Below are 26,428 nucleotides of genomic sequence, written 5' to 3' on the forward strand. Positions count from 1 at the left end.
CTTCAGTTGCCCACTTGGAGAGCGTGACTATGGTGCCCGGCATCAACACCTGCCATTAAAAAGACACCTCAAAGCAAGACTGGGGCACAAATAGAAAGCCCGGCGCAGTGGCCGGGCTTTGAAGACAAAGGTTAATTACCGCTATCGGTACCAACCTGTATTTCATCGGATTCTTTGGGTTTGCCTTGCTCAATGGCAATCTCGACCCGGCGGTTTCTGGCCCTATTTTCGGCGGATTCATTGGGCACCAACGGATTATTGGAACCCATGCCCACCACCTTCATCCGGGATGAATCAAAGCCTTTCACCTTTACCAGCTCGTGGGCAACCGACACAGCGCGCTTGCTGGAGAGGTCCCAGTTTGAGCTGTAAAGCTCGTTGCTGATTTGCATGTCGTCCGTGTAGCCCGATACGGTAATGATGCCGGGGACATCCTTTAACAATTCACCCACGGCGCGAATAACGGGCCTGAACCTGGGTTGCAGGAACCCCGAACCTGAGCCAAATGCGCCTTTCTCGCGGATACGAATAATGATTTGCTGGCCAAGAGATTCAATTTCAATTGCGCCATCAACAATTTCCTCGTTGAGCTGCTCAGCCATTTTCTTCACCTGCTGATTGATAAGCTCCTGGGATGAAGAGGAATCACTCTGGGTGCTTTCAGCGGTTTCCTGTGCTGTTGATGAGGCTTCACCACCGCGTTGCGAGCCCTGTTGCTGCTGCACGCCGCCGGCACTCTCACTCTCCCCTTCCTGGAAATCGAGGATTGGCTCGGTCATCTCATTGGTTTGCTGGTTGATGATTTCAATGGGGGTAGGCTCGGGTTTGCCAGGACGAAACTCCAGAGCAATCACGGAGGTGCCCTTGGGAATATCTTTCACCTCAACCTTATTCTGTACCCCGAATGCATACTTCATAGAACCGGCTATCTGCTTGAATTTCATGACGTCCATTTCGGAAAACGCCAGCAGCAGCACGAAGAAGCACATCAGCAGCGACATCAGGTCGGCAAAGGTGGCAAGCCACAGAGGCGCCCCCGGAGGTGGACAATTGCACTTGGCCTTGGCCATAGCGCTATTCCCCGTCCGTGGTGTCTATCTTGCGGGATTTTTCCGCCAGATAGTTTTTCAGGAAACCTTCGATCACTCTGGGGTTTTGGCCATCCTGAATTGCCAGTACCGCATCCATGATAAGGTTACGGTTCAGCATTTCTTCACTCATACGCAGCGACAGCTTATCCGCAACCGGAATCGCCACCATGTTGGCCAACATAGCGCCATAGAGGGTCGTTAACAGGGCCACCGCCATGGCTGGACCGATGGATTTGGGGTCATCCATGTTGGAGAGCATGGCTACCAGACCAATCAAGGTACCAATCATCCCCATCGCCGGGGCAACGTCGCCAAAGGCCCGGAAGATACCTATGCCGGTTCTGTGACGCTCTTCAGTGAGGGCGATATCTTTTTCCAACGCTTCGCGCACCACATCGCCGTCATGACCATCGACCAGCATGTCGACGGCTTTTTGCATAAAGCTGTTGGAAATTTGTGCTTCTTCCAGCGCCAAAAAGCCCCCTTTACGGGCCGCATCGGCCATGGCAACTGACTGCTCAATCAACTCTTCCGGCTTGTCGATTTTGAACATAAACGCCTTGGCGGCAATCTTTACTGCCCCGAAAAATTGTTTGAGGTTGAATTTCATCATCACCACAAACAGCGAGCCACCAAATACGATAAAAACGGAAGGAATATCCACAAAAATGGCCAGACCGCCGCCGGTCACCATCGCCATCACCACAAAGGCAAAAGCGCCCAACAGACCAATGAGGGTTGCTAAATCCACAGATGCTCCTTAATTACGCAGTCATGAGAACCGAAGGCAAAGGAAACCAACGGCAAGCCAAAAATCCAGGGTCACTCTCAGGTATTAAGCCAAAACCTATAACAAAGGACGTAGGTGCAAGACCCTGTCGCTATTCTCAGTTATCGGACAGCGCTTCGGCAAGTTTAGCGCCAATTTATTTTTTCTAACAAAAATTCAGCAACAAAGCGTGCTCCAAGGCAAATATTCCCCCGCATAATTTGACCCTGTCAGCCTCCTGAGATACCTTGTGCACGCCGATACAGCAGGAAGAAATACCGTGGCCAAAAAACCGGAAAATTTGAGTTTTGAAGCGTCTTTGGCAGAGCTGGAACGCATAGTCACCGAATTGGAACAAGGTGAGGTCTCATTAGATGATGCCCTGAAACAATTCGAGCGGGGTATTGGACTGGTGCGAGCCAGTCAGGCCAAGCTGGAACAGGCCCAACAAAAAGTGGCCATCTTGCTGACTCAGGCCCCGGATGCCCCACTCGACGACTTTTTACCCGAGGGAGAATAATGCTCAAACTTGCCCTCGCCGACTGTCAGTCCCGGGTCGACGCTGTCCTTGCCGCACATATAGATGCATTGCCTCAAACCGCCCCCGCGTTGAAGGCCGCCATGCGCCATGGTGCCCTGATTGGCGGTAAACGTATACGCCCCTTCCTTGTATACGCCGTGGGTGAATTGCTCGGGGTAGATAAGGCCAAGCTGGACCGACTCGCCGCCGCCGTTGAATGTGTTCATGCCTATTCCCTTATCCATGATGATTTGCCCGCCATGGATGACGACAACCTGCGCCGTGGCAAGCCTACGGTACACATTGCCTTCGATGAAGCCACGGCAATACTCGCCGGTGATGCGTTGCAAACACTGGCCTTTGAAATCATCAGTGAATCCGATGCAGGCCTCGCCCCAAAAGCGCAGGTCGCCATGATTGCGGCCCTGGCAAGGGCATCGGGATATCTGGGTATGTGTGGCGGGCAGGCACTGGATCTTGCTGGTGAAGGCAAGAGCATCAGCCTCGATGAACTGACCCGGCTGCACAACCTGAAAACCGGCGCCCTTATTCGTGCTGCCGTGGAGCTTGCGCTGATTGCCGCCGATGCCTCCGATGCCGACACGGCGGCACTTCGTGCCTATGCCGATGCCATTGGTCTTGCGTTTCAGGTTCAGGACGACATCCTGGATATCACGGCTACCACCGAAGAAATCGGTAAGCCGCAGGGTTCTGATCTGGATGCCAACAAGAGCACGTATCCTAAGTTGTTGGGACTCGATGGCGCCCGGCAAACTGCCGATGCACTGGTAGCCGACGCACTATCAGCGCTGGCCAAAATGCCATACAATAGTCAGCTACTTGCAGACTTCGCCCGTTATATCGTCGCGCGACGAGTATAAGAAAGAAAAGAATCTCGCTATGAGTTTGGACATTTCGAATTATCCATTGCTTGCCCTGGCGAGCACCCCGGAAGAGCTGCGCCAGCTGCCTCAGTCGGCATTGAAACAGCTTTCAGATGAACTCAGGCAGTTTTTGCTGACCTCAGTGGGCATCTCCAGCGGCCATTTCGCCTCTGGCCTCGGCACGGTCGAACTGACCGTTGCGCTGCATTATGTGTACAACACCCCCTTTGACCGTCTGATTTGGGACGTGGGCCATCAGGCCTATCCCCATAAAATTCTCACCGGCCGCCGTGACAAGATGCACACCATTCGCCAAAAGAATGGCCTGCACCCTTTCCCCTGGCGCGAAGAGAGTCAATACGACACCTTCAGCGTGGGCCATTCCAGTACCTCGATTTCTGCCGCCCTTGGCATGGCAGTGACCGCCGAAAAGGAAGCCCTGGGCCGCAAAGTGGTTGCCGTGATAGGTGATGGTGCCATTACCGGTGGTATGGCCTTCGAGGCCCTCAACCATGCGGGTGACCTGCACAAAGACATGTTAGTGGTGCTCAATGACAATGAGATGTCTATCTCTGAAAACGTCGGTGCACTCAATAACCATCTGGCCAAACTCATGTCCGGCCGCCTCTACACCACCATTCGCGAAGGTGGCAAGAAGGTACTCAAGGGCATGCCTGTGATTAAGGAAATGGCCAAGCGTACCGAAGAGCACCTCAAGGGTATGGTAGTACCTGGCACCCTGTTCGAAGAGCTTGGCTTTAACTACATAGGCCCCATCGATGGCCATGATGTTAATGGGCTGGTGGAAACCCTGAGTAACATGCGTGATCTCAAGGGCCCGCAGTTCCTGCACATCATGACTAAAAAGGGCAAGGGGTACGAACCCGCCGAGAAAGATCCTATCGGTTGGCACGCTGTACCCAAGTTCGACCCAACCCAGTTCCGTAAACCGGCGACCAAGCCTGGTTTACCCACCTTCTCGCAAGTTTTCGGCAAGTGGCTGTGCGATATCGCCGCCAAAGACGAAAAAGTGCTCGCCATTACCCCGGCCATGCGCGAAGGCTCAGGCATGGTGGAATTCTCCCAGCGCTTTCCACAACAATACTTTGATGCGGCCATCGCAGAGCAGCATGCCGTGACATTGGGCGCCGGTTTCGCCTGTGAAGGCTACAAAGCCGTAGTGGCCATCTATTCCAGCTTCCTGCAGCGCGGCTACGACCAGCTTATCCACGATGTGGCGTTGCAACGACTGCCAGTGCTCTTTGCCATCGACCGCGGTGGTATTGTCGGTGCCGATGGTGCCACCCACCAGGGCGCATTCGACTTAAGCTACATGCGCTGCATTCCCAATATGGTGATTATGGCGCCAAGCGATGAAAACGAATGCCGCCAGATGTTCTACACCGGTTACTGCTACAACGAAGGCCCGAGCGCCGTGCGTTATCCAAGGGGCAGCGCCACAGGTGCCGAGCAGATTGAAGAGATGACTGCCCTGCCCATCGGCAAAGGGGTAATGCGTCGTCAGGGGCAGAAGATTGCCATTCTGAACTTTGGCACCACACTGGCCGCCGCCTTGACGGCAGCAGAGTCACTCAATGCCACAGTGGCCGATATGCGCTTCGTTAAGCCGCTGGATGAAGCCTTGCTGCTGGAGCTTGCTGCCAGCCACGATGTACTGGTGACTGTGGAAGAAAACGCCATTATGGGTGGCGCAGGCTCTGGTGTGCTTGAGTTCCTTGCAAGCAAGAACCGCCTGAAGCCCCTGCTGCAAATCGGCATACCCGATGAATTTATCAAGCACGGTGGCCCGGAAGAGATCCTGAGCGAGCTGGGTCTGGATGCGGCCGGTATTGAGGGGCAAATCCGCGCCTTTATTGAGCGCTGATATTAAGCCGCAATCAAAAAAGGACTGCACAGGCAGTCCTTTTTGCTATCTGACAGCTTATCAGGCCTGGGTGTCTACACCGCCGCCCTGGGATACCATCACCATGGCAGGACGCAACAAACGGCCATTGAGCTCATAGCCCTTTTGCAGAACCACCATCACATGATTGGCGGGCACCTCGGGATTTGGCTGCATGCCAATGGCCTGGTGCTGCTCTGGGTTAAAGGGCTGGCCCATAGGGTCCACCACTTTCACGCCAAACTTTTCCACGGCATTGACCAAGGTCTTCATGGTCAGAGACACGCCTTCGTACATGGCCTTGGTGGCTTCGTCTTCGGCGTTGGTGCCTGCCAGTGCGCGCTCCATGTTATCCAGGACCGGCAACAGCTCGTTGGCAAATTTTTCGAGGGCAAACTTGTTGGCCTTTTCCACATCCATGGCGGCGCGGCGACGGATGTTATCCACTTCAGCGGCGGCACGGACAACAGAGTCCTTTTGCTCTTCCACCTTGGCCTCGGCAGCGGCCAGAGCCTGCTCCAACTCCTCGATACGGAAGTTTGCCTGGGTCAGCTCATCTACCAGCGCCGCCTCATCAGTGACGACTTCGGTGTCCTGTACCTGTTCCAGGGGCTCTTGTTGGGGGTTGGTCGATTCGTTGCTCATCTCTACTCCAAGCTAAAAATGCTTTGTTTCTGCATACACAGGGCATATTATGGGGATCAATTCTGGCGTTTCAAGGCCTTGAAGGCGCAGTTTCCGCGATATGACATCCCAATTCCACACCATCGGCCTGATCGGCAAACCCCACCACAACGGTACCAACCTGACGCTCAAGCGTTTACATCACTGGCTCGGCAGTCAGGGATATGAGGTGCTTGTGGAAGAAAGGGTCGCCGGTGAGCTGGGTGCCAAGGTCGAAGCGGTCGATTTATTGGCCATAGGCAATCGCTGTGATTTGGCCATTGTGGTGGGTGGCGATGGCAATATGCTGGGCGCTGCCCGGGTGCTGGCCCGCTTCGATGTGGGCGTGATCGGGGTTAACCGCGGCAATCTGGGATTTCTGACCGACCTGCCACCCGATGGCTTTGAAGAAAGCCTGGCGGCCGTGCTCGATGGCGAGTTTATCACCGAGCACAGATTTCTGCTTGAAGCGGAAGTACACCGCCATGGCACCATGAAAGCCAGTAACACCGCCGTCAACGAGGCCGTACTGCACCCGGGCAAAATTGCCCACATGATTGAGTACGAAGTCTATATCGACAATCAGTTTATGTACTCTCAGCGTGCCGACGGCATGATAGTCTCTACCCCCACAGGCTCTACGGCCTACTCGCTGTCAGCGGGCGGCGCCATCTTGACTCCCAACCTTCAGGCGCTGATTTTGGTGCCCATGTTCCCCCATACCCTCTCCTGCCGCCCGATAGTGGTGGACGCTAATTCCACCATCAAACTGGTGGTCTCACCGGAAAATGGTGAGAACCTGGAAGTGAGCTGCGATGGTCACGTCACCCTGGCTGTCTTGCCCGGGGATGAAATTTTTATTCGCCAAAGCAGTGAACGCCTGCGCCTGATCCATCCCAAAAACTACAATTACTTCCACGTACTGAGAAACAAACTGGGTTGGGGCAGCAAACTTTTCTGATTATCCCCTGAAATAAAACCAGTTGAGTTTCAAAACCGAAACTCAACAAGACTTTTACCAGTACAGTCCAACCCTGTAGCTGTGGCAACGCTCAACCACGCGTCGAATTTGAAGCGAAAAAATAACAATCAATATCAGTAAATTAACATCACACTCCCGTTTAAAATCAATTGGTCTTACCAAATTTTGTGATGAAGCACTCATTAGCAACAGCTGATTGATGACGAGTTAAACTACAAGGCTGAAATAATAGGATCAGATTTTTCCGTTTATGCCATCATAGCGGGCTTTTTTGCACATAAATAAATAGAACCACAGGTTCTTATTACCTAATGCGATAAAGGATGCCAAAACAAAGCCGACAGAGATCACATTCCAGCCAAAAGGCGACTGGAGCGAACTCCCAATGCCTGATATTGCTCAGGGGTTTATTGTTACCAATGATCTGTATCAAGTTTTTGATCGGCCAAACAACGTTTATTTAGCCATGCAAATCGCCGCGCAAAACAATAATCAGGGCGATGGGTCGACAGCGATGTCGGCAAAAACACGCAACCAAAGAAGAGGCAATCATGACATTCGTTCAACTTCTCGCCAGCTTGTCGCCTGTGATCAGCGTTATGCTGTTCCTGGTGCTGCTCAGGCTCCCTGCATCCAAGGCCATGCCCATTTCGGCGGTGGTCACGGCGCTCGCCGCCATTCTGGTCTGGCAAATGGATACCCAAATGCTGGCCGCTTCCGTGGTGGAGGGCCTGCTGTCTGCCCTGACGCCACTGTCCATCATCTTCGGGGCAGTGTTCCTGCTGAACACCCTCAAGTATTCCGGTGCCATGGATACCATCCGCGCCGGTTTTACCAATATCAGTGCTGATGCACGGGTGCAGGTCATCATCATCTGCTGGCTGTTCGGCGCCTTTATTGAAGGTTCGGCTGGCTTTGGTACGCCGGCCGCCATTGGCGCGCCCTTGTTGGTACTGCTGGGCATTCCACCTGTGGCCGCAGCGGTGGTGGCACTCATTGCCGACTCCGCCAGTGTGTCTTTCGGTGCCATCGGCTTGCCAGTGCTCTTTGGTATGGAGCAAGGCCTGATTGAAGGCGGTACCAGCATGGCGGCAGCTCAGATAGCCGAACATGGTGGCCATTTCAGCGACTATGCCCGCTATATCGCCATGCACATGATTAGCATCGACCTTATTACAGGAACCCTGATCCCACTGGTCATGGTCACTGTCCTGACCGGTTTCTTCGGCCGTAAGAAGTCCTTTGCCGAAGGCCTCGCCATCTGGAAATTTGCCATCTTTGCCGGCCTTGCCTTTACTGTGCCTGCGTGGATCATCAACTTTATCGCCGGTCCCGAGTTTCCTTCGGTAATCGGTGCCCTGCTTGGTATGGCGATGGTCATCCCGGTTGCCCGCAAAGGCTGGCTGCTGCCCAAAACCTCCTGGCACGATTTCGAAGAATCCACCGAGAACGGTAACGATGTACCCCATACCGAGGTACGTTTCAGCCAGCTGGCTGCCTGGACACCTTACCTGGTGATGGCCGCTCTGCTGGTTGCCAGCCGCACCATAGCGCCCCTCAAAGCCTGGCTTGGCGGCTTTAACATCAGCTGGACTCACTTGTTGGGCACAGATCTGAAGGCCAGCTTTGCTACCCTTTATGCACCGGGCGCCTTCTTTGTGCTGGTGTGTCTGCTGGGTTTTGTGCTGTTCAAAATGCGCTCTGATGCCATGCGCAACTCCGTGACTGTGTCACTCAAGTCCATGATCCCAACAGTGATTTCTCTTGGTGCCTCTGTGCCCATGGTGAAAATCTTCCTGAACTCAGGCGCCAATGAGGCGGGACTCGCCTCCATGCCTGTAGCGCTGGCCGATATGCTCGCGGGCTCCATGGGCGCCGTATGGAACTGGATGGCGCCAGTGGTCGGTATCTTCGGAGCCTTCCTGTCCGGCAGCGCCACCTTCTCCAACATGATGTTCTCTGGCCTGCAGTACAGCGTGGCCGACAACATTGGCGCCAACCATGCGTTGACCCTGGCGCTGCAAGGCATAGGCGCCAACGCCGGTAACATGATGTGCGTCATGAACGTGGTCGCCGCCGCGACCGTGGTGGGCATGGCTGGACGTGAGTCAGAAATTATCCGCAAGACCATGCCGGTTGCGCTGGGGTATGCCCTACTTGCCGGAACCATAGCAACCCTTTGGGGCGGATTCTAATCCCGCCGAAGCCATAAAGGGCCAGCCTGGTTTGGCTGGCCCAAAGGATTGACGACTCCAACTTGAGTCACCTGTGTAGAGAGCAAACTATGTCTGTCGATTACAAAGCGGTTATCGAGGCGCTCAAAAGCCGTTTGGGCCCCCAAGCAGTCAGTGACGATCCCGTCAGGCGTTTCGCCTGGTCAACGGACGCCAGCTATTTTCGTATTGTTCCCGAAGTAGTCGTGCATGCCGACTCCCTCGATGAGGTACAGCAAACCCTGGCTATCGCCAGAGAGCATGGCGCTCCTGTCACCTTCCGCGCCGCCGGTACCAGTCTGTCTGGCCAGGCCATTGGCCCGGGTATCCTGTTGATGCTCGGCCATGATGGCTTTCGCCAACTGAAAGTCAGCAGCGATGGCACCAAGGTGAGCCTGGGCGCGGCCGTGATTGGCGCCGACGCCAACGCCGCACTGAAGGCACTGGACAAAAAAATCGGACCGGACCCGGCAACCCTGGCATCGGCCATGATAGGTGGCATCGTCAATAACAACGCCTCCGGCATGTGCTGCGGTACCGCACAAAACAGTTACCAGACAATTGACTCTCTGCGTATGGTGTTGGCAGATGGCACAGTGCTGGACACGGGCTCTGAAGCCTCCAGGCAGGCCTTTGAACAGAGCCACGGCGCCCTGTTGAATGACCTGAGCAACCTTGCCGCCATGGTCAAAGCCAACCACGGCCTGGCCGCGCGGATCCGTAAAAAGTACGCCATTAAAAACACCACAGGTTACAGCCTGAACGCCCTGGTGGATTTCAGCTGCCCCTTTGACATCATCAACCACCTGATGGTCGGCAGCGAAGGTACCCTGGGCTTTGTCGAGCAGGTCACCTATCACACTGTGGATGAGGCCCGCTTTAAAGCATCGGCCATGGCGGTGTTTTTCTCGATGGAAGAGGCTGCCAGTGCCATTCCCTTCCTGATTGGCAAGAGCGTGGCCGCTGCCGAGCTGCTGGACTGGGCATCCATTCGTGCCGTTACCGGTAAGAAGGGCATGCCGGACTGGCTCTCAAGCCTGCCCGAAGGCGCAGCCATTTTGCTGATTGAATCCCGCGCCGCCGATGCAGACACGCTTCAGGCCTACACCGAAGAAGTGATTGGCAAGATTGCCCATATCCCAACCGAACGCCCCATCGTGTTCAGTACCGATCCGGCCGTCTACAGCAAGTACTGGGCGATGCGTTCAGGGCTCTTTCCCATCATCGGTGGCGAGCGTCCAAAGGGCAGCTCCGTCATCATTGAAGATGTGGCCTTTGAGGTGCAGCATTTGGCGGCAGCGGCTAAAGACCTCACTGCACTGTTCCATGAGCACGGCTATCCAGAAGGCGTGATTTACGGCCACGCTCTGGCAGGTAACTTCCACTTTATCATTACCCCCACCTTTGCCAGTCAGGGCGACATCGACCGCTTCCACGGCTTTATGCAGGCCGTGGCGGAAATGGTGATCAACAAGTACGACGGCTCCATGAAGGCCGAGCACGGCACTGGCCGCGCGGTCGCCCCCTTTGTGGAAATGGAATGGGGCAGCGAAGCCTATACCCTGATGAAGAGCATCAAGTCGCTGTTTGACCCAAGCGGCCTGTTAAACCCCGGCGTAATCCTCAACGACGACGCCACTGTCCACGTGAAAAACATCAAGCCCTGCCCCGTGGTAGACGACCTGGTGGACAAGTGTATCGAGTGCGGATTCTGCGAAAAAACCTGCCCGACCTCAGCACTGAACCTGACCCCAAGACAGCGTATCGCTACCCTGCGGGAAATCAGCCGCCTCGAGGCGAGCGGTGATGAAGAAGCCGCCAGCCGCATGCGGGATGCCGCCAAGTACGATGTGGTTGACACCTGCGCCGCCTGTCAGCTTTGTACCATCGCCTGCCCGGTGGACAACAGCATGGGCCAACTGGTGCGTAAGCTCAGAACTCCCTATATCAGCACCACAGAGCAAAAAGTGTTGGACTTCCAGGCCAAACACTTTGGCGCTGTTAACCAGGTGATAAGCACAGGCTTTGATACTCTGGGCGTTATTCACAAGCTCACCGGCGACACAGTCACCTCGGCGCTGATGAAAGTAGGCCGCATGGTGTCCAAGGAAGTACCTTACTGGGATCCGAGCTTCCCCAAAGGTGGCGCCCTGCCCAAACTGCCACCACACAAGGTTGGCCAGGAAACCCTGGTGTACTTCCCGGCTTGTGGCGGACGCACCTTCGGCCCCACGCCGCTGGACAAAGACAAACGTCCACTGCCGGAGGTTGTGGTACAGGTGCTTGAGCGCGCCGGCTACAACGTGGTGATCCCCGAACACACCCGCAGTCTCTGCTGTGGCCAGATGTGGGAATCCAAGGGCGATTTCAAGAATGCCGATGGCAAGCGCCGGGAGCTGATTGAGGCGCTCAAGGCCAAGTCGGAAAACGGTAAACTCAAGGTGGTTGTGGATGCCCTGTCCTGTACCAAGCGTACTTTGGGTGGCGATCCGGATGTGGAAATCCTCGACCTGGTGGAGTTTCTGCACGATGACGTACTGTCGCGTCTGAGCATCCGCCAAAAGCCCCTGGTCACCTTGCACCTGGGTTGCAGCGCCCGCCATCTCAAGGTGGAAGCCAAGATGCAGGCCATCGCCGATACCTGCGCCAAAGAGGTGCACAAACCTGCAGGCATTGAGTGTTGCGGCTACGCAGGTGAAAAGGGCCTCTACAAGCCTGAAATCAATGCGTCGGCGCTGAGAAACATCAAAAAGCTGCTGCCTGCTGCAGCCACCGAAGGCTACTATGCCAACCGTATGTGCGAGGTGGGCCTGTCCAAACACAGTGGTATTTCGTACCGCCACCTGGTGTATCTGCTGGAAGAATGCAGCCGCGGATAATCAGCGGTAAACCGGAATAGCTCCAATACAAAAAGCCGTCTAAATGACGGCTTTTTTATTTAAATAACATAATGTTGCAATATTTGCATTTTTGCAAAAAAGCGCCATCGCATTTACTAAATTACCACTATTTTATTGGGGACTTTAGGCCTATAGTGAAATGCCATAACTGGTATGCCTTAACGGCATACTATTCTTTGCATGTCGGCACACATGGGACAATCAACGATGAAAATAGCCCTCTTCACGCCTTGCCTGGTAAACCAGATGATGCCCGAGGTGGCCATTGCCACCCTCTCGCTGCTGGAAAAACTTGGCCATCAGGTCATCTTCCCTCAGGGGCAAACCTGCTGTGGTCAGCCTATGACCAACTCTGGTTGCTTTAACGAAGCCAAAAACACCACCCTGAAACTGCTCAATGCCTTCAAGGGCGTGGAGTGTGATGCCATCGTCTGCCCGGCAGCGTCCTGCCTGGTGGCGGCCAAGGAAAACTTTCACGAGTTCGACAAGAGCCCCGAAGCCCAGGCGGTTATCGACAAGCTCTACGAGCTGACCGAGTTTTTACACGACGTAGCACCCGTGACGCAATTTAACCGTCCTGTGGCGAAAAAGCTCAGCCTGCAGCTGTCCTGCCACGGCATCCGTATGCTGGACCTGGCGGCACCGAGTGAATACATGGGCCCCCGCTACAACAAAATGGAAGCCCTACTGTCACGCATCGACGGCGTAGAGATTTGTTACCCCGAGCGCCTGGATGAATGTTGTGGCTTTGGCGGTACTTTCAGCGTCGATGAGGGCGCTGTATCGGCCAAAATGGGCAAAGACAAGGCCCAGGCCCACGCCAATACCGGAGCGGACTATGTGGTGGGTTTTGACCCCAGCTGCCTGATGCACCTGGACGGTACCATTCGCCGCAGACAATTGCCCATCGAGACCCGCCATCTGGCGCAAATTCTCAACGACGCTCTGTAACAGGGGAAACCGCATGCAAAAAGTCATTCAGACCCATGCCAAAGCCGCCGACATTTTTTGCCGCGACGAAAGCCGCGTAGATTGGCACTCCAAAGCCCTGTGGGTACTCAGGGAAAAACGCGACAGAGCCGCCTCCAGCCTGCCGGAATGGGAAACCTTGCGAGCACTGGGTTCCCAGATAAAACTCCATACCTTAAACCAGTTGCCAGGCTACCTCGAAGCCTTTGAGGCCAAGTGCCTCTCCCAGGGTGTAAAAGTGCACTGGGCCAAAGACGGCGCCGAGCACAATCGCATCGTGCACGATATTCTCTCCCGCCATGGGGTGAAAAAGCTGGTGAAGTCCAAGTCCATGCTCACCGAAGAGTGCCATCTCAATCCGTTCCTCGAGGGAAAAGGCATTGAGGTGATAGATACGGATTTGGGTGAGCGTATTATTCAGCTCAATCATCAGCCGCCTTCCCACATAGTGGTGCCCGCCATTCACATGAAAAAAGAAGAAGTGGGTGACCTCTTTCACGAAAAGCTCGGCACGCCAAAGGGTGAAAGCGACCCCACCCGACTGACCCGTGCTGCCCGTGCGCACCTGCGTGAGCAGTTCCTCAGCGCCGATGCAGCCATGACAGGGGTCAACATGGCTGTCGCCAGTGAAGGGGCGGTTATCGTGTGCACCAACGAAGGCAACGCCGACATGGGCGCCAACCTGCCCAAGCTGCAGCTGCACTCCATGGGCATAGATAAAATCGTGCCGGATCTCGACAGTGCCGCCGTGCTTTTGCGAATGCTGGCCCGCAATGCCACCGGCCAGCCCATCACCACCTATTCCAGCCTGTACCGTACACCCAAGCCCGGTGGCGAGATGCACGTCATCATCGTGGATAATGGCCGCAGCGCCATGATGCGCGACAAACTGCTGGGTGAAGCCCTCAAGTGTATCCGCTGCGGTGGTTGCCTCAATACCTGCCCCGTGTACCGTCGCAGTGGTGGCTACAGCTATGGCCATACCATCCCCGGCCCCATCGGCATTGCCGTGGGTGCCGATGAAGATGACACCCATTCCAGCCCCTGGGCCTGTACCCTGTGTGGCTCCTGCAGCTTTGTGTGCCCCACCAAGGTGCCGCTGGATAAAATCATCTTCCACCGCCGCAGACTCTACGCCGAACGCAAGAGCCTGCCCTATGGCAAGTCAGGCTATATGCCATTGGTGGGCCGCTTTATGGCCAGTCCCTTGCTGCTGGATACCGGCATGGCCGCGGCACGTATTGCACTGAAAATTCTGCCACACAGCCTGCTCAAACCCATGAGCGGTGCCTGGGGTAAATACCGCGAACTGCCTGCTGCGCCCGGCTCCAGTTTCGAAGGCTGGGTGAAAAAGAACAGACCCGAGCTGTTGGTGAAGTCTAAGGGGGAGAAATAAGATGTCCAAACAAGCGATTCTCGAGGCCCTGAAATCCTCCGCCATGGAAAAAGTGGCCATGCCAACCATAGACATAGCGCCGGTAACGACAGACCTTAAGGCATACCTGGCCCAGAGCCTGGCCACGGTTGCCGGACGTTTGGAAGACGGTGGTTTGGCCGCGCTGAATGCCCGTGTTCTTGAGCTGATGGCCGGTGGCAACAAGGTGCTGTCGACCCTGGCAGACGTACCGGGTAACCACAATGGCGCTGACGACCCACACGGCCTAGCCGATGTGGACTTTGCTGTCATAAAAGGCGAGTTCGCCGTGGCCGAAAACGGCGCCGTCTGGGTAGCAGAAACGGCGCTGAGTCAGCGTATCGCTCCCTTTATCTGCGAAAACCTGCTACTGGTGGTGGAAAAGGATGCCATAGTCGCCAATATGCATGAGGCCATGACCCGCCTTGGCAAATTGGATCCGTCCCTGGGGTTTGGGGTATTTATTGCTGGCCCCTCCAAAACCGCCGACATTGAGCAGGCTCTGGTAGTGGGTGCTCACGGCGCCTGCAGCCTGAGTTTATATCTGGTGTAGTGGACACTTCCTTTAGCAACAAAAAACGCCGCATTTATGCGGCGTTTTTTTATTGATGTTATCGCTCTACCCGAAAGTCCAGCCTGACTGAGCTTTCGGCTTTTACCGGCTTGCCATCTTCAAACTTGGGGGCATAGCGCCAGGCGCTGAGAGCCTCCATTGAGGCCTTTTCAAAACCCTTGCCACCTTCTGAGTCGAGCACTTTGGGGTCGCGAACCATACCCATTTCATCTACCGTAAAGCTGATTTCAGCCCAGCCACTCTTGCCTCGTCTGACAAGCTCCATTGGAAACTCAGGATTCTTACGGAACAGTGGCGTCTGCTCCTGATTATCATCCCAGGGCTTCATGCTGCCAATGGCAATACAGTGTTCGGTGGAAAGTTCAGATTTGCCCATACGCTCATACAGCTCAACAAGACGACTGTGGGCGCCCAGGGCATAGGGATGGGTGTAATCAAGCACCTTATACTGCTCTATCACCTCAAGATATAAGGGTTCTGCCTTTCTGTATTTAGCATTGCCCATATGAGCACCAGCCAACAGGTAAGTGGCCTCCAATCTGACAGCACTATTGGCGGGACGGTGTTGGGCAAAATACTCATGGGCATCGCGGATATAGCCATAAACCGCTGACGTGTAATACTCAGTTCTCGCCAACCGCTTAAAGGCATTCATACGGGTATAGGCCAGCAGATCCCCCTTACCCGAGTCTTTGGCAATGTTCAAAGCTCTTTGGTAGGCTTTCCTCGCGGTTTTACTGTCTTGGGTCACATCACCAAGCACCATCAGAGGATCAATCAGATCTGTGGCCTCTTCGCCAAATCGCGCTTCATAGCTCGCCAGGCTGAGTGTCGCAATCTCAGTGGCACGCTGACGATTGACCGCAAAATCACCCGAATTGTCGCTTCTGAGCGCCTTGGCAAGATTCAATCCTAGGTTGGCATAATCCACACTGTCTTTGCCAAATTTCGCCTCACCCAATGAATAGGCCTTCTCGGCAAAACCGCGTGCCTCAATGTTGTTGCCACTTTCCCAAGCCTGTTGGTAACTGCGATAAACATCAGAAAACTCATCGGCCAAGACCAGAGGAGATACGGTACTGAGGGCGAGAAGGAGCGGTGCAATTTTCCCTATTGTTTTCATCGTTATAATTTCCTTTTATCTGTTTCACCACAACACAATATTGGAAACTACCACAATCTCCGCCAGCGACCAACCACCACCAATTAACAACTACCGCGGTTTCACATGGACTGACTGTCTATCCTGACCAGGCTGTACACCATCCACAAGGTAAGAACGCTGCTGACACAGGCCAGCGACACCCAGACACCGGGGACACCAAACAGCCAGGCAAAGCTGTATATCACCGCCGCTATCAACAGCAATTTGGTGCCGGTCAGAATGGAGGCTTCTCTTGGCTTGTTGATGGCCTGGAAAAAGCTCGCGCCCACCAAAATCAGGCCCTCAAAGGGTAACCCCCAAAAATAGAGCCGCATTCCCTCAATGGCTACCGGGCTTAACACCGGATTATCGCCGGCAAAAATGTAGAGGGCCCACTCGGGTCTGCCGTAAATAAACAGCAAGCCAAGCCCCGCTGTCAGCAAGGTCACCGCCATCGCCAGATTACGGGTCTGGCGAACCCTGTCCATGCGGCCGGCACCGGCGTTAAAGCTGAGGACAGGTTGAGAGCCAAGGGCTATGCCCTCAAAAATCAGATAGAAAAACGCTTCGGTGTAACTCACCACCCCGTAAGCAGCCACGTGCAGCGGCGTTCCCACCCACAAGAGCGCAGTGTTGTGCAGCGTGAGCACGATAGAGAGATACAGGTTCATCAGCAGGCTTGGCAGCCCCACCCGGGAAATATTCAGGCAGTTGTCCAATTTAAGCCGCATCTGCTCAAAATCGATTCGCAGCGCTGTTTTGCCACTGAAGAAATGCTGCAAACACAAGAGGCCAGTGACAGCCTGAGACAGCATGGTCGCCACAGACGCACCGGCCAGGCCAAAGTCCCACACCACGATAAAGAGGTAATCCAGCAGGGTATTAATCACCCCACCGGCAATCAGCACCCAGGTCACAAAAGCGGGTTTGCCGTCATTGCGAAGCAGGGTTGAAAACGCCATGGAAATCAATGGGAAAATGCAAAGCGCAAAGTACCAGAACAGGTAGTCATGGGCACTTTCCAGCACCTCCCCTTCGGCGCCGAGCCAGATAAGGATATGCCTGGCACTGACTGAACCCACCAGGGTAAAAAACAGCGCCGACAAGAGCACAAGGCTGAACGCATTCCCAAGGAGCTCCCTTGCCTTGGCCGTTTTGCCTTCACCCAACTTGATGGATACCAAAGCGCCGGCCCCCATGCCAATCAGGGCACCGACGGCATACAGCAGGGCGCCCACCGGATAAGCCAGCATAATGCCCGCAAGGCCGGTTTCACCAAGAAAATGCCCGACGAACATGCCATCGATGGTGACATAAATACCGGTAACCAGCATGGACGCTATGGTTGGCAGGGTGTAGCGCCAAAAGAGCCTTGAAACAGGCGCTTCCAGCATCGCTTGGGTATGGTTCATGTTTTTTATTTTGAACTTTTTGATTTTTATTTTAAACACAGGAAGGCCGATTGTAGCCAGTTCTCCCCCGCCCGGCCAGTGCCCGTAACCCAGATTTGTGAGCCCATGCCCCATTAGCCTGCCTCGTCTGAACCAGTGCCCAGTCAGAACGTGGGTATAGACCGCGTGATGGACGCTAAGGATCTGTTGAATACAGGGTTTGACTCTGCGCCCCAACTATTGGCCAACTGGGCTGCCACTTGTCAGCAGCGCTTCTTCAATGGCATCCCAGTCGAGGGGCTCTGTGGCAATAAATTCGATGCGGGAGTCCATGGCATCATCCAGCTCCGCCAGATTCAATTCTGTCTCCAGCCGGTTAATGGCCAGAATGCCATCCGGGGTGATCATCACCGCCTTGAGTCTCAGACTGGGATTGGCCTGGACCACGGCCATCAGGGCATCAAAGTCAAAGCACCACTGGGCACTGAAACACCAGCCACAGGCAAAAATACCTTCGGCCTGATGGGGTTTGCGGATAAAGCCTTGTGAGTTTAATTGCAAAGTCTGTGCGCCATCGCCTTCATCAAAGAGGCCCATGGTGCCTGACGGTTTGCTGGCAAAGAGGCCCCGGGGAAGAGCTGCGGACATCAGCTGCGGCGCCCTGATCGATACTTGCATCATGGCCGTGAGCAGGGTATCGGAAACAGGCGTTTTAGCAGAAAAGGGCTGCACGGAGACGCCGGGGTTGATGTCTGTGACATAGGAGCCAAGGGTCGCGAGAAAGTCCGGAGCCTGCATATCGGCCTTGCAGGCCAGCACCAGATCGGCCACCGCCAGCTGCTGGTTGAAGATGTCGTTTTGGGTATAGCGCGCATCATCAAGATTTCGCGGGTCCACCAAACACAGGGTGCGCTGGATGGATAACACCCCCTGATACTCCGGAGCCATCAGGGTTTTGAGAATATTGGCAGGATGGCCAAGTCCCGTGGGTTCAATCAAAAGACGGCTGGGTTTGGCTTGCCTCAGCAGCTGAGCGACGGCCACCCTGGTGGGCACCCCGGCGGCGCAGCAAATACAGCCCCCGGGCACCTCACGGATGGCCAGCCCCTCGCGGCTTCCCAGCAAGGCGGCATCCAGGCCGACTTCGCCAAATTCGTTCACCAGAACGGCCCAGGTTTCTCCTTCGGGCTTTTGTGCCAGTAATTTTTTGATAAAACTGGTTTTACCTGCGCCCAAAAAACCTGTGATGACATTGACGGGGATATTCCCAAGCAACATGGCAAGACTCCTTCGGCCCAACTGGCCCTTTGCCTTTTTCGGTGTGCAGCCGCTCGCGGTGGAAACACAGCGGTAAACGGCAACGCGCTAAAATCCGGCCAGTGTACCTAAAAGCCCTGCAGCTGACATCCTCAGCCCCGGGCTTGCCGCTTTGGAGCGTTTCCTTGCCGGGCAGGTTTTCCTGATTGCCGCGGTGAGCCATTGCTGCTGCCAGTCCGTCCACCTGTACGACTGCCCGTGCGGCTACCTGTGCGAGTGCCTGGGCGCTGCCCTGCATTTCGCCCAGACCTATTGGCAGGCTTGCTTCCCGGCGTTGATAAAGCCCCGTCGCGATATCGCTGGGGCAATGGGTCTTTAGGGCTGTATCCCTCAGGGGTGATCACCTCTGGCAGTGCCGGGCAAAGCGCTTTCAGCAGCGGCAAATCGGCGCGCATCTCAGGTGACAAGACGATCACAGCCAGGCCTTCCCGGCCGGCTCGGGCACTGCGGCCAAGGCGATGTATCAGGTCTTCTTCACCGTGGGGCAACCCAAGACTTATTACCACGGGCAAGTCTTCGATATCCAGCCCCCTGGCTGCCACGTCGGTTGCCACCAGCAATCTGAGTTTGCCGGATTTGAACTCATCCAGACCGCGCCGTCTGGCACCCTGGGTTTTCTCACCATGAAATGCGGCCGCCTGCAGCCCATCGAGGGCCAGTTCTGCCACCAGGGTATTGGACTCCTCCCGGGAGGAGACAAACACCAGCGCCTGGCGCCAGTTGCGCTTTCCCACCAGCTCGGCGACAAACTCGGCCCATCTGGGCTTATCGAGCATAAAGACTTCGAGGGCAAGCTGCTGTGGAATACGGCCGGTGTCTTTGGCGGCAAGGCTGACTGCATTGGAGAGCCAGCGCTCAGCCAGTTCACGCTCCCGCTGGGCAAAGCTTGCTGAAAACATGGCACTTTGATGCGGCCCCAGCTGGCGGCGTATCTTTTCTATGTCGGGGGCAAACCCCATATCCAGCATGCGGTCGGCTTCATCCAGCACAAGGGTGCCGACACTCGCAAGAGACAGACCAAACTGACCGGTCAAATCCAACAGCCGCCCCGGTGTGGCCACCAGTATGTCCACCCCGGCGGCCAGCGCCTGGCGTTGGGGACGGATATTCACCCCACCGTAAACGGCGAGGGTCGTCAGCCCCAACCCGGCACTGTAGCGCGTAAAGGCATCGGCCACTTGCACAGCCAGCTCCCGGGTTGGCACCAACACCAGCGCCTGTATCCCGCCACGCAGCCCCTTGTCCGAGAGCTGCTTCAATATCGGCAACGCAAAGGCCGCCGTTTTCCCGCTGCCGGTTTGGGCTACCGCAATCAAATCCCGGCCACTGAGGAGCACAGGGATACTCTGGGCCTGAATTTCGGTTGGCGTACGATATCCGCACTGTATCAGCGTCTGCAGCAGAGGTGCTGCCAATCCCAGAGAATCGAAAGACATAAGTCTCCTGTGGTGGCAAGTTGCTCAGCACTGCCAGTTTGCAAAAAGAGCGCAGTATAACGGCGCGCCACTCAAGGTCAAACGGGTTTAATCAGCAAGCTATGGCATGGGCCAGGGCAACTCATGCATCCTGTGCCTTTTGGGGTGCCTTGGCCCTGGTCTTGGCCTTCCGGGTTTCAGGCTTATCGGGCTGCGGCGCCTGATTGGGATCCCCTTTCAGAAAACGTGTTTCGAATTCCTCCCGGGAGACAGGCGCAGAATAAAGGTAGCCCTGGGCATAGTCACAGCCCATAGCCTTGAGGATCTCTTGCTGTTTTGCGGTTTCAACCCCTTCGGCAATCACCTTCATCCCCAGCTTTTGGGCCATCACAATAATGGCCTCACACAGGGTTCTGTCACTGGCGTCGTTTTCCAGATTTCGGGTAAAGGACTGGTCAATTTTAAGGTAATCGATATCAAATTTTTTCAGGTACGCCAGCGACGAATAGCCGGTGCCGAAATCATCCAAAGACACCTGAATGCCAGCGTCGCGGTAGGTGAGCAGTTTTTCAGCCACCCCGGAGGAGGCATCCAATAACAAACCTTCGGTAATTTCGATGCAGATGCCACCGTGGGTTAATTCGAGCTCCTCCAGCAGGGCAACCCAGCGCTCAAAGTTTTCCCCTTCATCACGAAACTGCACCGGCGACTTGTTCACCGACAGTTGAATGGTTGTGCCAAATTCATGGTGCCAATCGCGGCATTGCCGCGCCGCATGCTCAAATACCCAGGAGCCTATTTCCATAATCAGCCCTGTGTCTTCAGCAACCGGAATAAATTCGGTCGGAGAGATATATCCCCGCTCAGGATGATGCCAGCGCAGCAGGGCTTCGGCCTTGTGCACCTTGCCGCTTTGCAGATGCACTATGGGCTGATACACCAGATTAAACTGCTGATGCTCAATGGCAATGCGTAAATCCTGGATAAGCCGCATCCGGTACTTGGCCTGCTCCTGCATGGATGGCGTGAAGTAATTGAAGCGATTACGCCCCTGCTCCTTGGCCGCATACATGGCCTGATCGGCATTTTTCAGCAGCGCCTCTCGGGTACTGGCATCCTCGGGGAACAGGGTAATGCCGATACTGACGCTGATGTAGGCCGAATCCGGCCCCAGCTGAAATGGCTCGGCGATGGCCTTGAGAATATTACTGGCCGCCCGCTCTACCCCACCCACATCGTGGATATCACGGATCAATACAGTAAATTCGTCACCACCAAGACGCGCCACCACATCCGAGTCGCGGATACAGGCTTTGATCCTGTCAGCGCATTCAATAAGCAGTTTGTCCCCCATATCATGGCCAAGGGTGTCGTTGACCTCTTTGAAAAAATCCAAATCCAAAAACAGCAGCGCAAAGCGCACATTCTGACGGGACGCCAGGGAAATCTCCCGGTCGAGGTAATCCAGCAACATGCGCCTGTTGGGCAACTTGGTGAGGGGGTCGTAGTTTGCCTGCTGCCAAATAAGCTGCTCCTGGGCTTTTTTCTCGGTGATATCAGAGAATAGTGCCACCCGGCGATGGGGCCTTTGATAGGCATCGTAAATGGTATTCACGGTGAGCCAAATGAGGTATTCCTTGCCGTTTTTGTGCTGTTGCCACATTTCCCCCTGCCAACGACCGGTTTCTTTGATGGCCTGGTTGACCTCATCATAAAAAGCCGGCTTGTTTCGGGGGCAATAAAATTGGCTGATATGATGCCCCAGCACCTCTTTGGGCGAATAACCGGTAATATCCGCAAACGCGGCGTTGACCGTGATGATGTTGCCTTTGTGGTCCATCACGCTCATGGCTTCACTGGAGTTGTTATAAACCGAGGCCGCAAGCTCCATCTGCTCCTGGTTGTGGCGAACCTGGGTAATATCCAGATGCACACCGCACATTCTGATGGCCTTGCCACTGCTGTCTTTTTGCATTACCCGCCCCGTGTCCCGAACCCAGAGCGTCTCGCCGTTTTTGCGAATAATGCGATATTCCACGTTATGACTGTCGGTGTGGCCCTGCAAATGCCTGTCAATGGACTTAAGCACCGCCATGCGATCGTCCGGATGAATGGAATCCATCCAAATCCTGTGGTTATGACGCATTTCGTCCACCGAGCATCCCAGCATGTCTGCACAACGTTCGTTGCGATCAATCACGTCATTGTTCAAATCCCAATCCCAGAATCCCAGTTCGGCAGAGGCAAGCACCAGGGATAACTGTTCCCGACTGGCGCGCACCGACATTTCAGATTGGGTTTGAGCTGAGATATCCATAAACCCGGCAATCACCAGCTGTACCTTGCCAGCGATGCGCTTACAGGCCACCGTCATGTGGGTATACACTATGCTGCCATCCTTGGCATAGAAGCGCTTATTGAGTTCGTACTGATCTATTGCCCCCGCCAGCATCTGATTGAAATGGGCAAGATCCACCGAGATATCCTCTTCGTGGGACATCTGCTCCCAGTTCATCGACAGCAGCTCTTTTTCGGAATACTTAAGCATCTGGCACAGCCTGGGGTTAACCTTAATCCAGCGTTTGTCGACCGAGGTGATGGCAATGCCGATGTTGCCGACATTGAATTGGGAGCGAAACAGGAAATCATCCTGCAGCTTTATTTTTTCGTCCCGTTCAATCTCCAGGCGCCGGGCCAATAACCTCGCGAGCAACAAGGTCGCCAAGGGGCATACCAGCATGACGGTTGTACCTATGGTGGACACCAGCTCCCAGGCGAGATCAAAGGGCATAATGAAGAAGCACAGCAAGCTGCCGATATTAACCAGCATGCCAAGCAGCAACAAAGACCCTGTGCTTACCTCTATCAGATTTTTCTGCCAGGGGATGCGCCACAGGATCCCCATGGCAGCAGCGAACGCAATACCGGCAATACCGGCCACCATGGCCGGACCGCCCATACCGTAGCGATAGATGGCCATCATGGCTGAGGCAATCAGGGTGGGAACTGCGCCGAAATAGAGACCGCTGACACTGAGCAGCACACCTCGGGTATCAAAGTAGATCCCCTCGGCAAATTCGTAGCGGGCAGACATGATGGTCATGCCGATGGCGCCAATCACCAATCCCAGCATGATGTGCCAAACCCACCGGATCCGCTGCTGTTTCAGCCAGGGGATGGCGTCATAAAGGTACACCAGCGCCAATAGCAGCGCGGCATTTTGGACCAGCGGAAAGAAAATACCCTGGGTCATTTTCTGCCTGTACTCTCCCGGGTTTGAATACCTGAGACTTTCTCCATCATGCCCTTGTTACACAAAGGATAAAAGCCCCAGTAATGAGAGAATTGTAGCAGAGGGTATCAGTATGTCCCGAGTAATGGCCGGTAGAGTTTATCCAGATAGGAAGCTGCGGCCTCTTCCCAGGTAAAACGCGTCTCCAATGCCGCTTTTGCAACCCGCTGCCAGTCTGGAGTGCCTGTGGTGTGCAGCAGGTAATCCAGCTTATTCAGCAGGGCCCTGGCCTGGGAGTCTGTGTCATCCCCATCGAAGCGCCAGCCATTTTCGCCGTCCTTCACCGTGTCCACCAATCCCCCAACACTGGAGACCAGACAGGGCTGGCCACTGCGCATGGCCAGCATCTGGCTGATGCCGCAGGGCTCAAAGCTGCTTGGCATCAAAAACAGATCCCCGCGCCGATAAAGCAGCTCCGACAGATTCACATCAAAATGATTGATAAAAATGAAATTATCGTACCTTGCCGCCAGTTGCTGGAACTCCCTGGCTATCCTGTCATCGCCATTGCCAAGCATAAAAAAGCGCGCCTGAGGGCTGAAGAGCCCGAGTCGCTGCAGTATCTGCTCCAGCACGCGCTTTCCATCCAGGCTGTGCCTGAGCAGCTCCACCTTTTGCGAGGTGAGCCGACCGACAAAGGTCAGTAAAAAAGCGTGTTCGTCCATGGGTTGCCACAATCGCTGCGCGGCGATAAAGTCCAGCGCCCTGACCGTATCGCGGTTGGCCTGGGCTGCCGTCAGGGTGCGGTGACACCCCAGCACCAGTTGCTGTACCGAGGGTCTTATTTCCTGCGGCTCATCGGGATAATCACAACCATTGAGGATCCCCACCAACTGCTGTTTTCCATCACAGTGCTTAAGGTCTTCTTCCAGCCCCTCCCCTCCCACAAACCCGGTGGCGGGGTCGGATGGCCTGAGCACCTCACGGCAATAGTGGGGAGATACCAGATGCACCCTGTCACTCAGGCAAATGGCCGCCCGCAAAGGGTTAACGCAATTGGGATAGCGGCGGTCCAGTATCTGTGCTGGATACTGCCCAAGCCACGGATACCAAGCGGCCAGGGACGATGCCTCCTGAGCCAGGGGGCGGGTACCCTGCAGCGCCAGATTATGGATACTGAGCACCGAGGGGATGGCCTTAAGCTCCCCGTAGCGAGGGTCGATACTGCGCAGCAGCGCAAAAAAGCCCTGATGCCAGTCATGCAGATGCAGGACGTGCGGCTTTGGAATTATCCCCTGCAAGAGCGCTTCGGCCACCGCCACACCCAAAAGCGCGAAGCGGTCGGCATCGTCGGCAAAGGGACGGCCATCACCACTGGCCACATAGAGCTGACCCGGCGCCGTGTGCCACGCCGGATTGTCGAGCAGATAAATGCTTAAGCCCTCATCCCTTGGGTCGGGGAGCTGCTGCAGACTTATCTGCACCATACCGTGGCGAAAAGGCACGCTGAAAAAGCGGCGCGGCGCCTCATCGACGCCATGGCCCTGACGTCCAAGAAAACCATAACCCGGCATGACCACACTGGCCTGTACGCCTTTGGCCTTAAGCGCCGGCGGCAAGCCCGCCAGCACATCGGCCATGCCGCCCACCTTGGCCCCCGCCAGAGCGCCGTGTTCGGCGCACAGCATCAGTACCTGCACTGGGTGTGCTGACGCTTCTGTGTTGATTGCATTTGAAATTTGCAACGCGGTTCCACCTTATTCAAAGCCCACGGGCAAGCCGAGCATCTCACGGGTGATCAGCACCACGCCCTTGTCTGTCACCCGAAAACCCCTGGCCCTGTCGTGGTCGTGATTGTGGCCTATTACCATGCCTTCCGGGATAACGCAGCCGCGGTCGATAATCACGTTCTTGAGGCGGCAATTACGCAGCACCACCACATCGGGCAAAATCACCGCCCCTTCCACCTCGGAATAGGAGCAAATCCGCACCTCATTGAAGAGTACGCTGCGTTTCACTTTGGCACCCGAGATGATACAGCCACCGGAGACAATGGAGTCGGTTGCCATGCCGCGTCTGTCTTCATCGTCAAACACAAACTTGGCCGGAGGCAACTGCTCCTGATAGGTCCAGATGGGCCATTTGGCGTCGTAGAGGTTCAGGTGCGGCTCAGGGGACAACAGCTCCATATTGGCCTGCCAGAATGTATCCAGGGTACCCACATCACGCCAGTAATCCTGCCCCGCGCCCAGACCGCTCTTGAAGGCATAGGCAAACACCTTGTGCTCGCGGATGATGGACGGAATGATGTCCTTGCCAAAGTCGCGTTCTGAGGACACGTTTTCCGCGTCTTTTCTCAGTTGGTCGAACAAAAACTCGGTGTTGAACACATAGTTGCCCATGGACGCCAGGCAACGTTCCGGGTCGTGTGGCAGACAGGAAGGATTGGCCGGTTTTTCCTCAAACCCCACCACACGCATATCCTCGGCCACTTCCATCACCCCAAAACTCCCGGCCGCTTCGGCAACAGGCACTTCCTGACAGCACACCGTCATATCGGCGCCTGACTGGGCATGGGCCGCGAGCATGCCCGCATAATCCATGCGGTACACATGGTCACCGGAGAGGATCATCACATACCTTGGCAGCTCGTGGCGGATAATATCAATGTTTTGAAACACGGCATCTGCGGTGCCCTGATACCAGCTCTCCGAATAACGCTGAGAGGCAGGCAGAATTTCCACCGACTCCCCAAGCTCACGCTTGAAGTGACCCCAGCCGCGCATGACATGGCGAATAAGCGAGTGGGACTGATACTGGGTCACCACCCCTATCCGGCGTATGCCCGAGTTCACGCAATTGGACAGGGGAAAGTCGATGACCCTGAACTTACCGCCGAAATAAAGCGCCGGTTTGGCGCGCCAGTCGGTCAGTTCAAACAGGCGCGAGCCACGACCTCCCGCGAGGATCAGGGCATAGGTTTCACGGGTCAGATTACTGATGAAGCGAGGGCTGTGATTGGGCATTAGAGGCTCCTTGGCTGCGTC

At 55.4% G+C, this 26,428-nt stretch carries 19 protein-coding genes; 9 read left to right on the forward strand and 10 right to left on the reverse strand.

Annotated features, from left to right (window positions below):
* Positions 1-131 precede the first annotated feature (131 nt).
* Together SAMA_RS12705 and pomA are read right to left on the reverse strand one after the other, a co-directional pair.
* On the reverse strand, positions 132-1,070 hold the full coding sequence (locus tag SAMA_RS12705; RefSeq protein WP_011760543.1) for a flagellar motor protein MotB: 939 nt from the start codon (positions 1,068-1,070) through the stop codon (positions 132-134).
* A gap of 4 nt (positions 1,071-1,074) precedes the next feature.
* Positions 1,075-1,842: a flagellar motor protein PomA gene (gene pomA, locus SAMA_RS12710; RefSeq protein ID WP_011760544.1), complete on the reverse strand. Its 768-nt coding sequence runs from the start codon at positions 1,840-1,842 to the stop codon at positions 1,075-1,077.
* Between the two features lie 298 nt (positions 1,843-2,140).
* On the opposite strand from pomA, the gene xseB reads away from it, so the two are divergent.
* From xseB to dxs, 3 genes are read left to right on the forward strand one after another with little or no spacing between them, the layout of a single operon-like run.
* Complete coding sequence (gene xseB / locus SAMA_RS12715; RefSeq protein ID WP_011760545.1) at positions 2,141-2,380, forward strand: exodeoxyribonuclease VII small subunit; 240 nt, start codon at positions 2,141-2,143, stop codon at positions 2,378-2,380.
* The gene (gene ispA / locus SAMA_RS12720) at positions 2,380-3,261 is read left to right on the forward strand and encodes a (2E,6E)-farnesyl diphosphate synthase (RefSeq protein WP_011760546.1); all 882 of its coding nucleotides are present in this window, start codon (positions 2,380-2,382) and stop codon (positions 3,259-3,261) included. The genes xseB and ispA overlap by 1 nt, the downstream gene beginning before the upstream one ends.
* Before the next feature lie 19 nt (positions 3,262-3,280).
* Positions 3,281-5,149, forward strand: coding sequence for a 1-deoxy-D-xylulose-5-phosphate synthase (gene dxs / locus SAMA_RS12725; RefSeq protein ID WP_011760547.1), 1,869 nt, complete (start codon positions 3,281-3,283; stop codon positions 5,147-5,149).
* A 60-nt stretch (positions 5,150-5,209) separates the two neighbouring features.
* On the opposite strand, the gene grpE is transcribed toward dxs, so the two are convergent.
* Entirely contained in the window at positions 5,210-5,812 is a 603-nt protein-coding gene (gene grpE / locus SAMA_RS12730) for a nucleotide exchange factor GrpE (RefSeq protein WP_011760548.1), read from the reverse strand.
* 100 nt (positions 5,813-5,912) lie between these two features.
* On the opposite strand from grpE, the gene nadK reads away from it, so the two are divergent.
* The 6 genes from nadK (at position 5,913) to SAMA_RS12760 (ending at position 14,861) form a co-directional block, all read left to right on the forward strand.
* Positions 5,913-6,791 (forward strand): NAD(+) kinase, encoded by an 879-nt coding sequence (gene nadK, locus SAMA_RS12735; RefSeq protein WP_011760549.1) that lies wholly within the window; start codon positions 5,913-5,915, stop codon positions 6,789-6,791.
* A 572-nt stretch (positions 6,792-7,363) separates the two neighbouring features.
* A complete protein-coding gene (locus SAMA_RS12740; RefSeq protein WP_011760550.1) occupies positions 7,364-9,007 on the forward strand; it encodes an L-lactate permease in 1,644 nt (547 codons plus the stop codon).
* 89 nt (positions 9,008-9,096) lie between these two features.
* Positions 9,097-11,904, forward strand: a complete 2,808-nt coding sequence (locus SAMA_RS12745; protein WP_011760551.1) for an FAD-binding and (Fe-S)-binding domain-containing protein — start codon at positions 9,097-9,099, stop codon at positions 11,902-11,904.
* A gap of 228 nt (positions 11,905-12,132) precedes the next feature.
* Positions 12,133-12,876 carry a (Fe-S)-binding protein gene (locus SAMA_RS12750; RefSeq protein WP_011760552.1) on the forward strand — a complete coding sequence of 248 codons (744 nt, stop codon included), beginning with the start codon at positions 12,133-12,135 and terminating at the stop codon, positions 12,874-12,876.
* Positions 12,877-12,889: 13 nt separating this feature from the next.
* A complete protein-coding gene (locus SAMA_RS12755; protein ID WP_011760553.1) occupies positions 12,890-14,290 on the forward strand; it encodes a lactate utilization protein B in 1,401 nt (466 codons plus the stop codon).
* 1 nt (position 14,291) lies between these two features.
* Positions 14,292-14,861, forward strand: coding sequence for a LutC/YkgG family protein (locus SAMA_RS12760; protein WP_011760554.1), 570 nt, complete (start codon positions 14,292-14,294; stop codon positions 14,859-14,861).
* Positions 14,862-14,919: 58 nt separating this feature from the next.
* Here the strand turns inward: SAMA_RS12760 and SAMA_RS12765 are convergent, their stop codons facing one another.
* The 7 genes from SAMA_RS12765 to glgC all read right to left on the reverse strand — a co-directional run bounded on the left by SAMA_RS12765 (position 14,920) and on the right by glgC (position 26,407).
* Complete coding sequence (locus SAMA_RS12765) at positions 14,920-16,005, reverse strand: energy transducer TonB (protein WP_011760555.1); 1,086 nt, start codon at positions 16,003-16,005, stop codon at positions 14,920-14,922.
* 101 nt (positions 16,006-16,106) lie between these two features.
* Positions 16,107-17,438, reverse strand: coding sequence for an MATE family efflux transporter (locus SAMA_RS12770; protein ID WP_011760556.1), 1,332 nt, complete (start codon positions 17,436-17,438; stop codon positions 16,107-16,109).
* 216 nt (positions 17,439-17,654) lie between these two features.
* Positions 17,655-18,695 carry a CobW family GTP-binding protein gene (locus SAMA_RS12775; RefSeq protein ID WP_011760557.1) on the reverse strand — a complete coding sequence of 347 codons (1,041 nt, stop codon included), beginning with the start codon at positions 18,693-18,695 and terminating at the stop codon, positions 17,655-17,657.
* 131 nt (positions 18,696-18,826) lie between these two features.
* Positions 18,827-20,170, reverse strand: coding sequence for a DEAD/DEAH box helicase (locus SAMA_RS12780; protein WP_011760558.1), 1,344 nt, complete (start codon positions 20,168-20,170; stop codon positions 18,827-18,829).
* Positions 20,171-20,291: 121 nt separating this feature from the next.
* Positions 20,292-23,402 carry an EAL domain-containing protein gene (locus SAMA_RS12785; protein WP_011760559.1) on the reverse strand — a complete coding sequence of 1,037 codons (3,111 nt, stop codon included), beginning with the start codon at positions 23,400-23,402 and terminating at the stop codon, positions 20,292-20,294.
* Between the two features lie 107 nt (positions 23,403-23,509).
* A complete protein-coding gene (locus SAMA_RS12790) occupies positions 23,510-25,126 on the reverse strand; it encodes a glycogen synthase (RefSeq protein ID WP_011760560.1) in 1,617 nt (538 codons plus the stop codon).
* Between the two features lie 12 nt (positions 25,127-25,138).
* Positions 25,139-26,407 (reverse strand): glucose-1-phosphate adenylyltransferase, encoded by a 1,269-nt coding sequence (gene glgC, locus SAMA_RS12795; protein WP_011760561.1) that lies wholly within the window; start codon positions 26,405-26,407, stop codon positions 25,139-25,141.
* Positions 26,408-26,428 lie beyond the last annotated feature (21 nt).

The organism is Shewanella amazonensis SB2B, from assembly GCF_000015245.1.
Classification (GTDB): Bacteria; Pseudomonadota; Gammaproteobacteria; order Enterobacterales; family Shewanellaceae; genus Shewanella; species Shewanella amazonensis.

Coding starts and splice junctions, on each gene's coding strand:
- SAMA_RS12755 (WP_011760553.1), top strand. CDS start 12,890: ATGCAAAAAGTCATTCAGACCCATGCCAAAGCCGCCGACATTTTTTGC.
- SAMA_RS12775 (WP_011760557.1), bottom strand. CDS start 18,695: ATGTTGCTTGGGAATATCCCCGTCAATGTCATCACAGGTTTTTTGGGC.
- SAMA_RS12770 (WP_011760556.1), bottom strand. CDS start 17,438: ATGAACCATACCCAAGCGATGCTGGAAGCGCCTGTTTCAAGGCTCTTT.
- SAMA_RS12765 (WP_011760555.1), bottom strand. CDS start 16,005: ATGAAAACAATAGGGAAAATTGCACCGCTCCTTCTCGCCCTCAGTACC.
- SAMA_RS12785 (WP_011760559.1), bottom strand. CDS start 23,402: ATGACCCAGGGTATTTTCTTTCCGCTGGTCCAAAATGCCGCGCTGCTA.
- SAMA_RS12705 (WP_011760543.1), bottom strand. CDS start 1,070: ATGGCCAAGGCCAAGTGCAATTGTCCACCTCCGGGGGCGCCTCTGTGG.
- SAMA_RS12740 (WP_011760550.1), top strand. CDS start 7,364: ATGACATTCGTTCAACTTCTCGCCAGCTTGTCGCCTGTGATCAGCGTT.
- dxs (WP_011760547.1), top strand. CDS start 3,281: ATGAGTTTGGACATTTCGAATTATCCATTGCTTGCCCTGGCGAGCACC.
- SAMA_RS12780 (WP_011760558.1), bottom strand. CDS start 20,170: ATGTCTTTCGATTCTCTGGGATTGGCAGCACCTCTGCTGCAGACGCTG.
- ispA (WP_011760546.1), top strand. CDS start 2,380: ATGCTCAAACTTGCCCTCGCCGACTGTCAGTCCCGGGTCGACGCTGTC.
- grpE (WP_011760548.1), bottom strand. CDS start 5,812: ATGAGCAACGAATCGACCAACCCCCAACAAGAGCCCCTGGAACAGGTA.
- SAMA_RS12760 (WP_011760554.1), top strand. CDS start 14,292: ATGTCCAAACAAGCGATTCTCGAGGCCCTGAAATCCTCCGCCATGGAA.
- glgC (WP_011760561.1), bottom strand. CDS start 26,407: ATGCCCAATCACAGCCCTCGCTTCATCAGTAATCTGACCCGTGAAACC.
- SAMA_RS12750 (WP_011760552.1), top strand. CDS start 12,133: ATGAAAATAGCCCTCTTCACGCCTTGCCTGGTAAACCAGATGATGCCC.
- SAMA_RS12745 (WP_011760551.1), top strand. CDS start 9,097: ATGTCTGTCGATTACAAAGCGGTTATCGAGGCGCTCAAAAGCCGTTTG.
- nadK (WP_011760549.1), top strand. CDS start 5,913: ATGACATCCCAATTCCACACCATCGGCCTGATCGGCAAACCCCACCAC.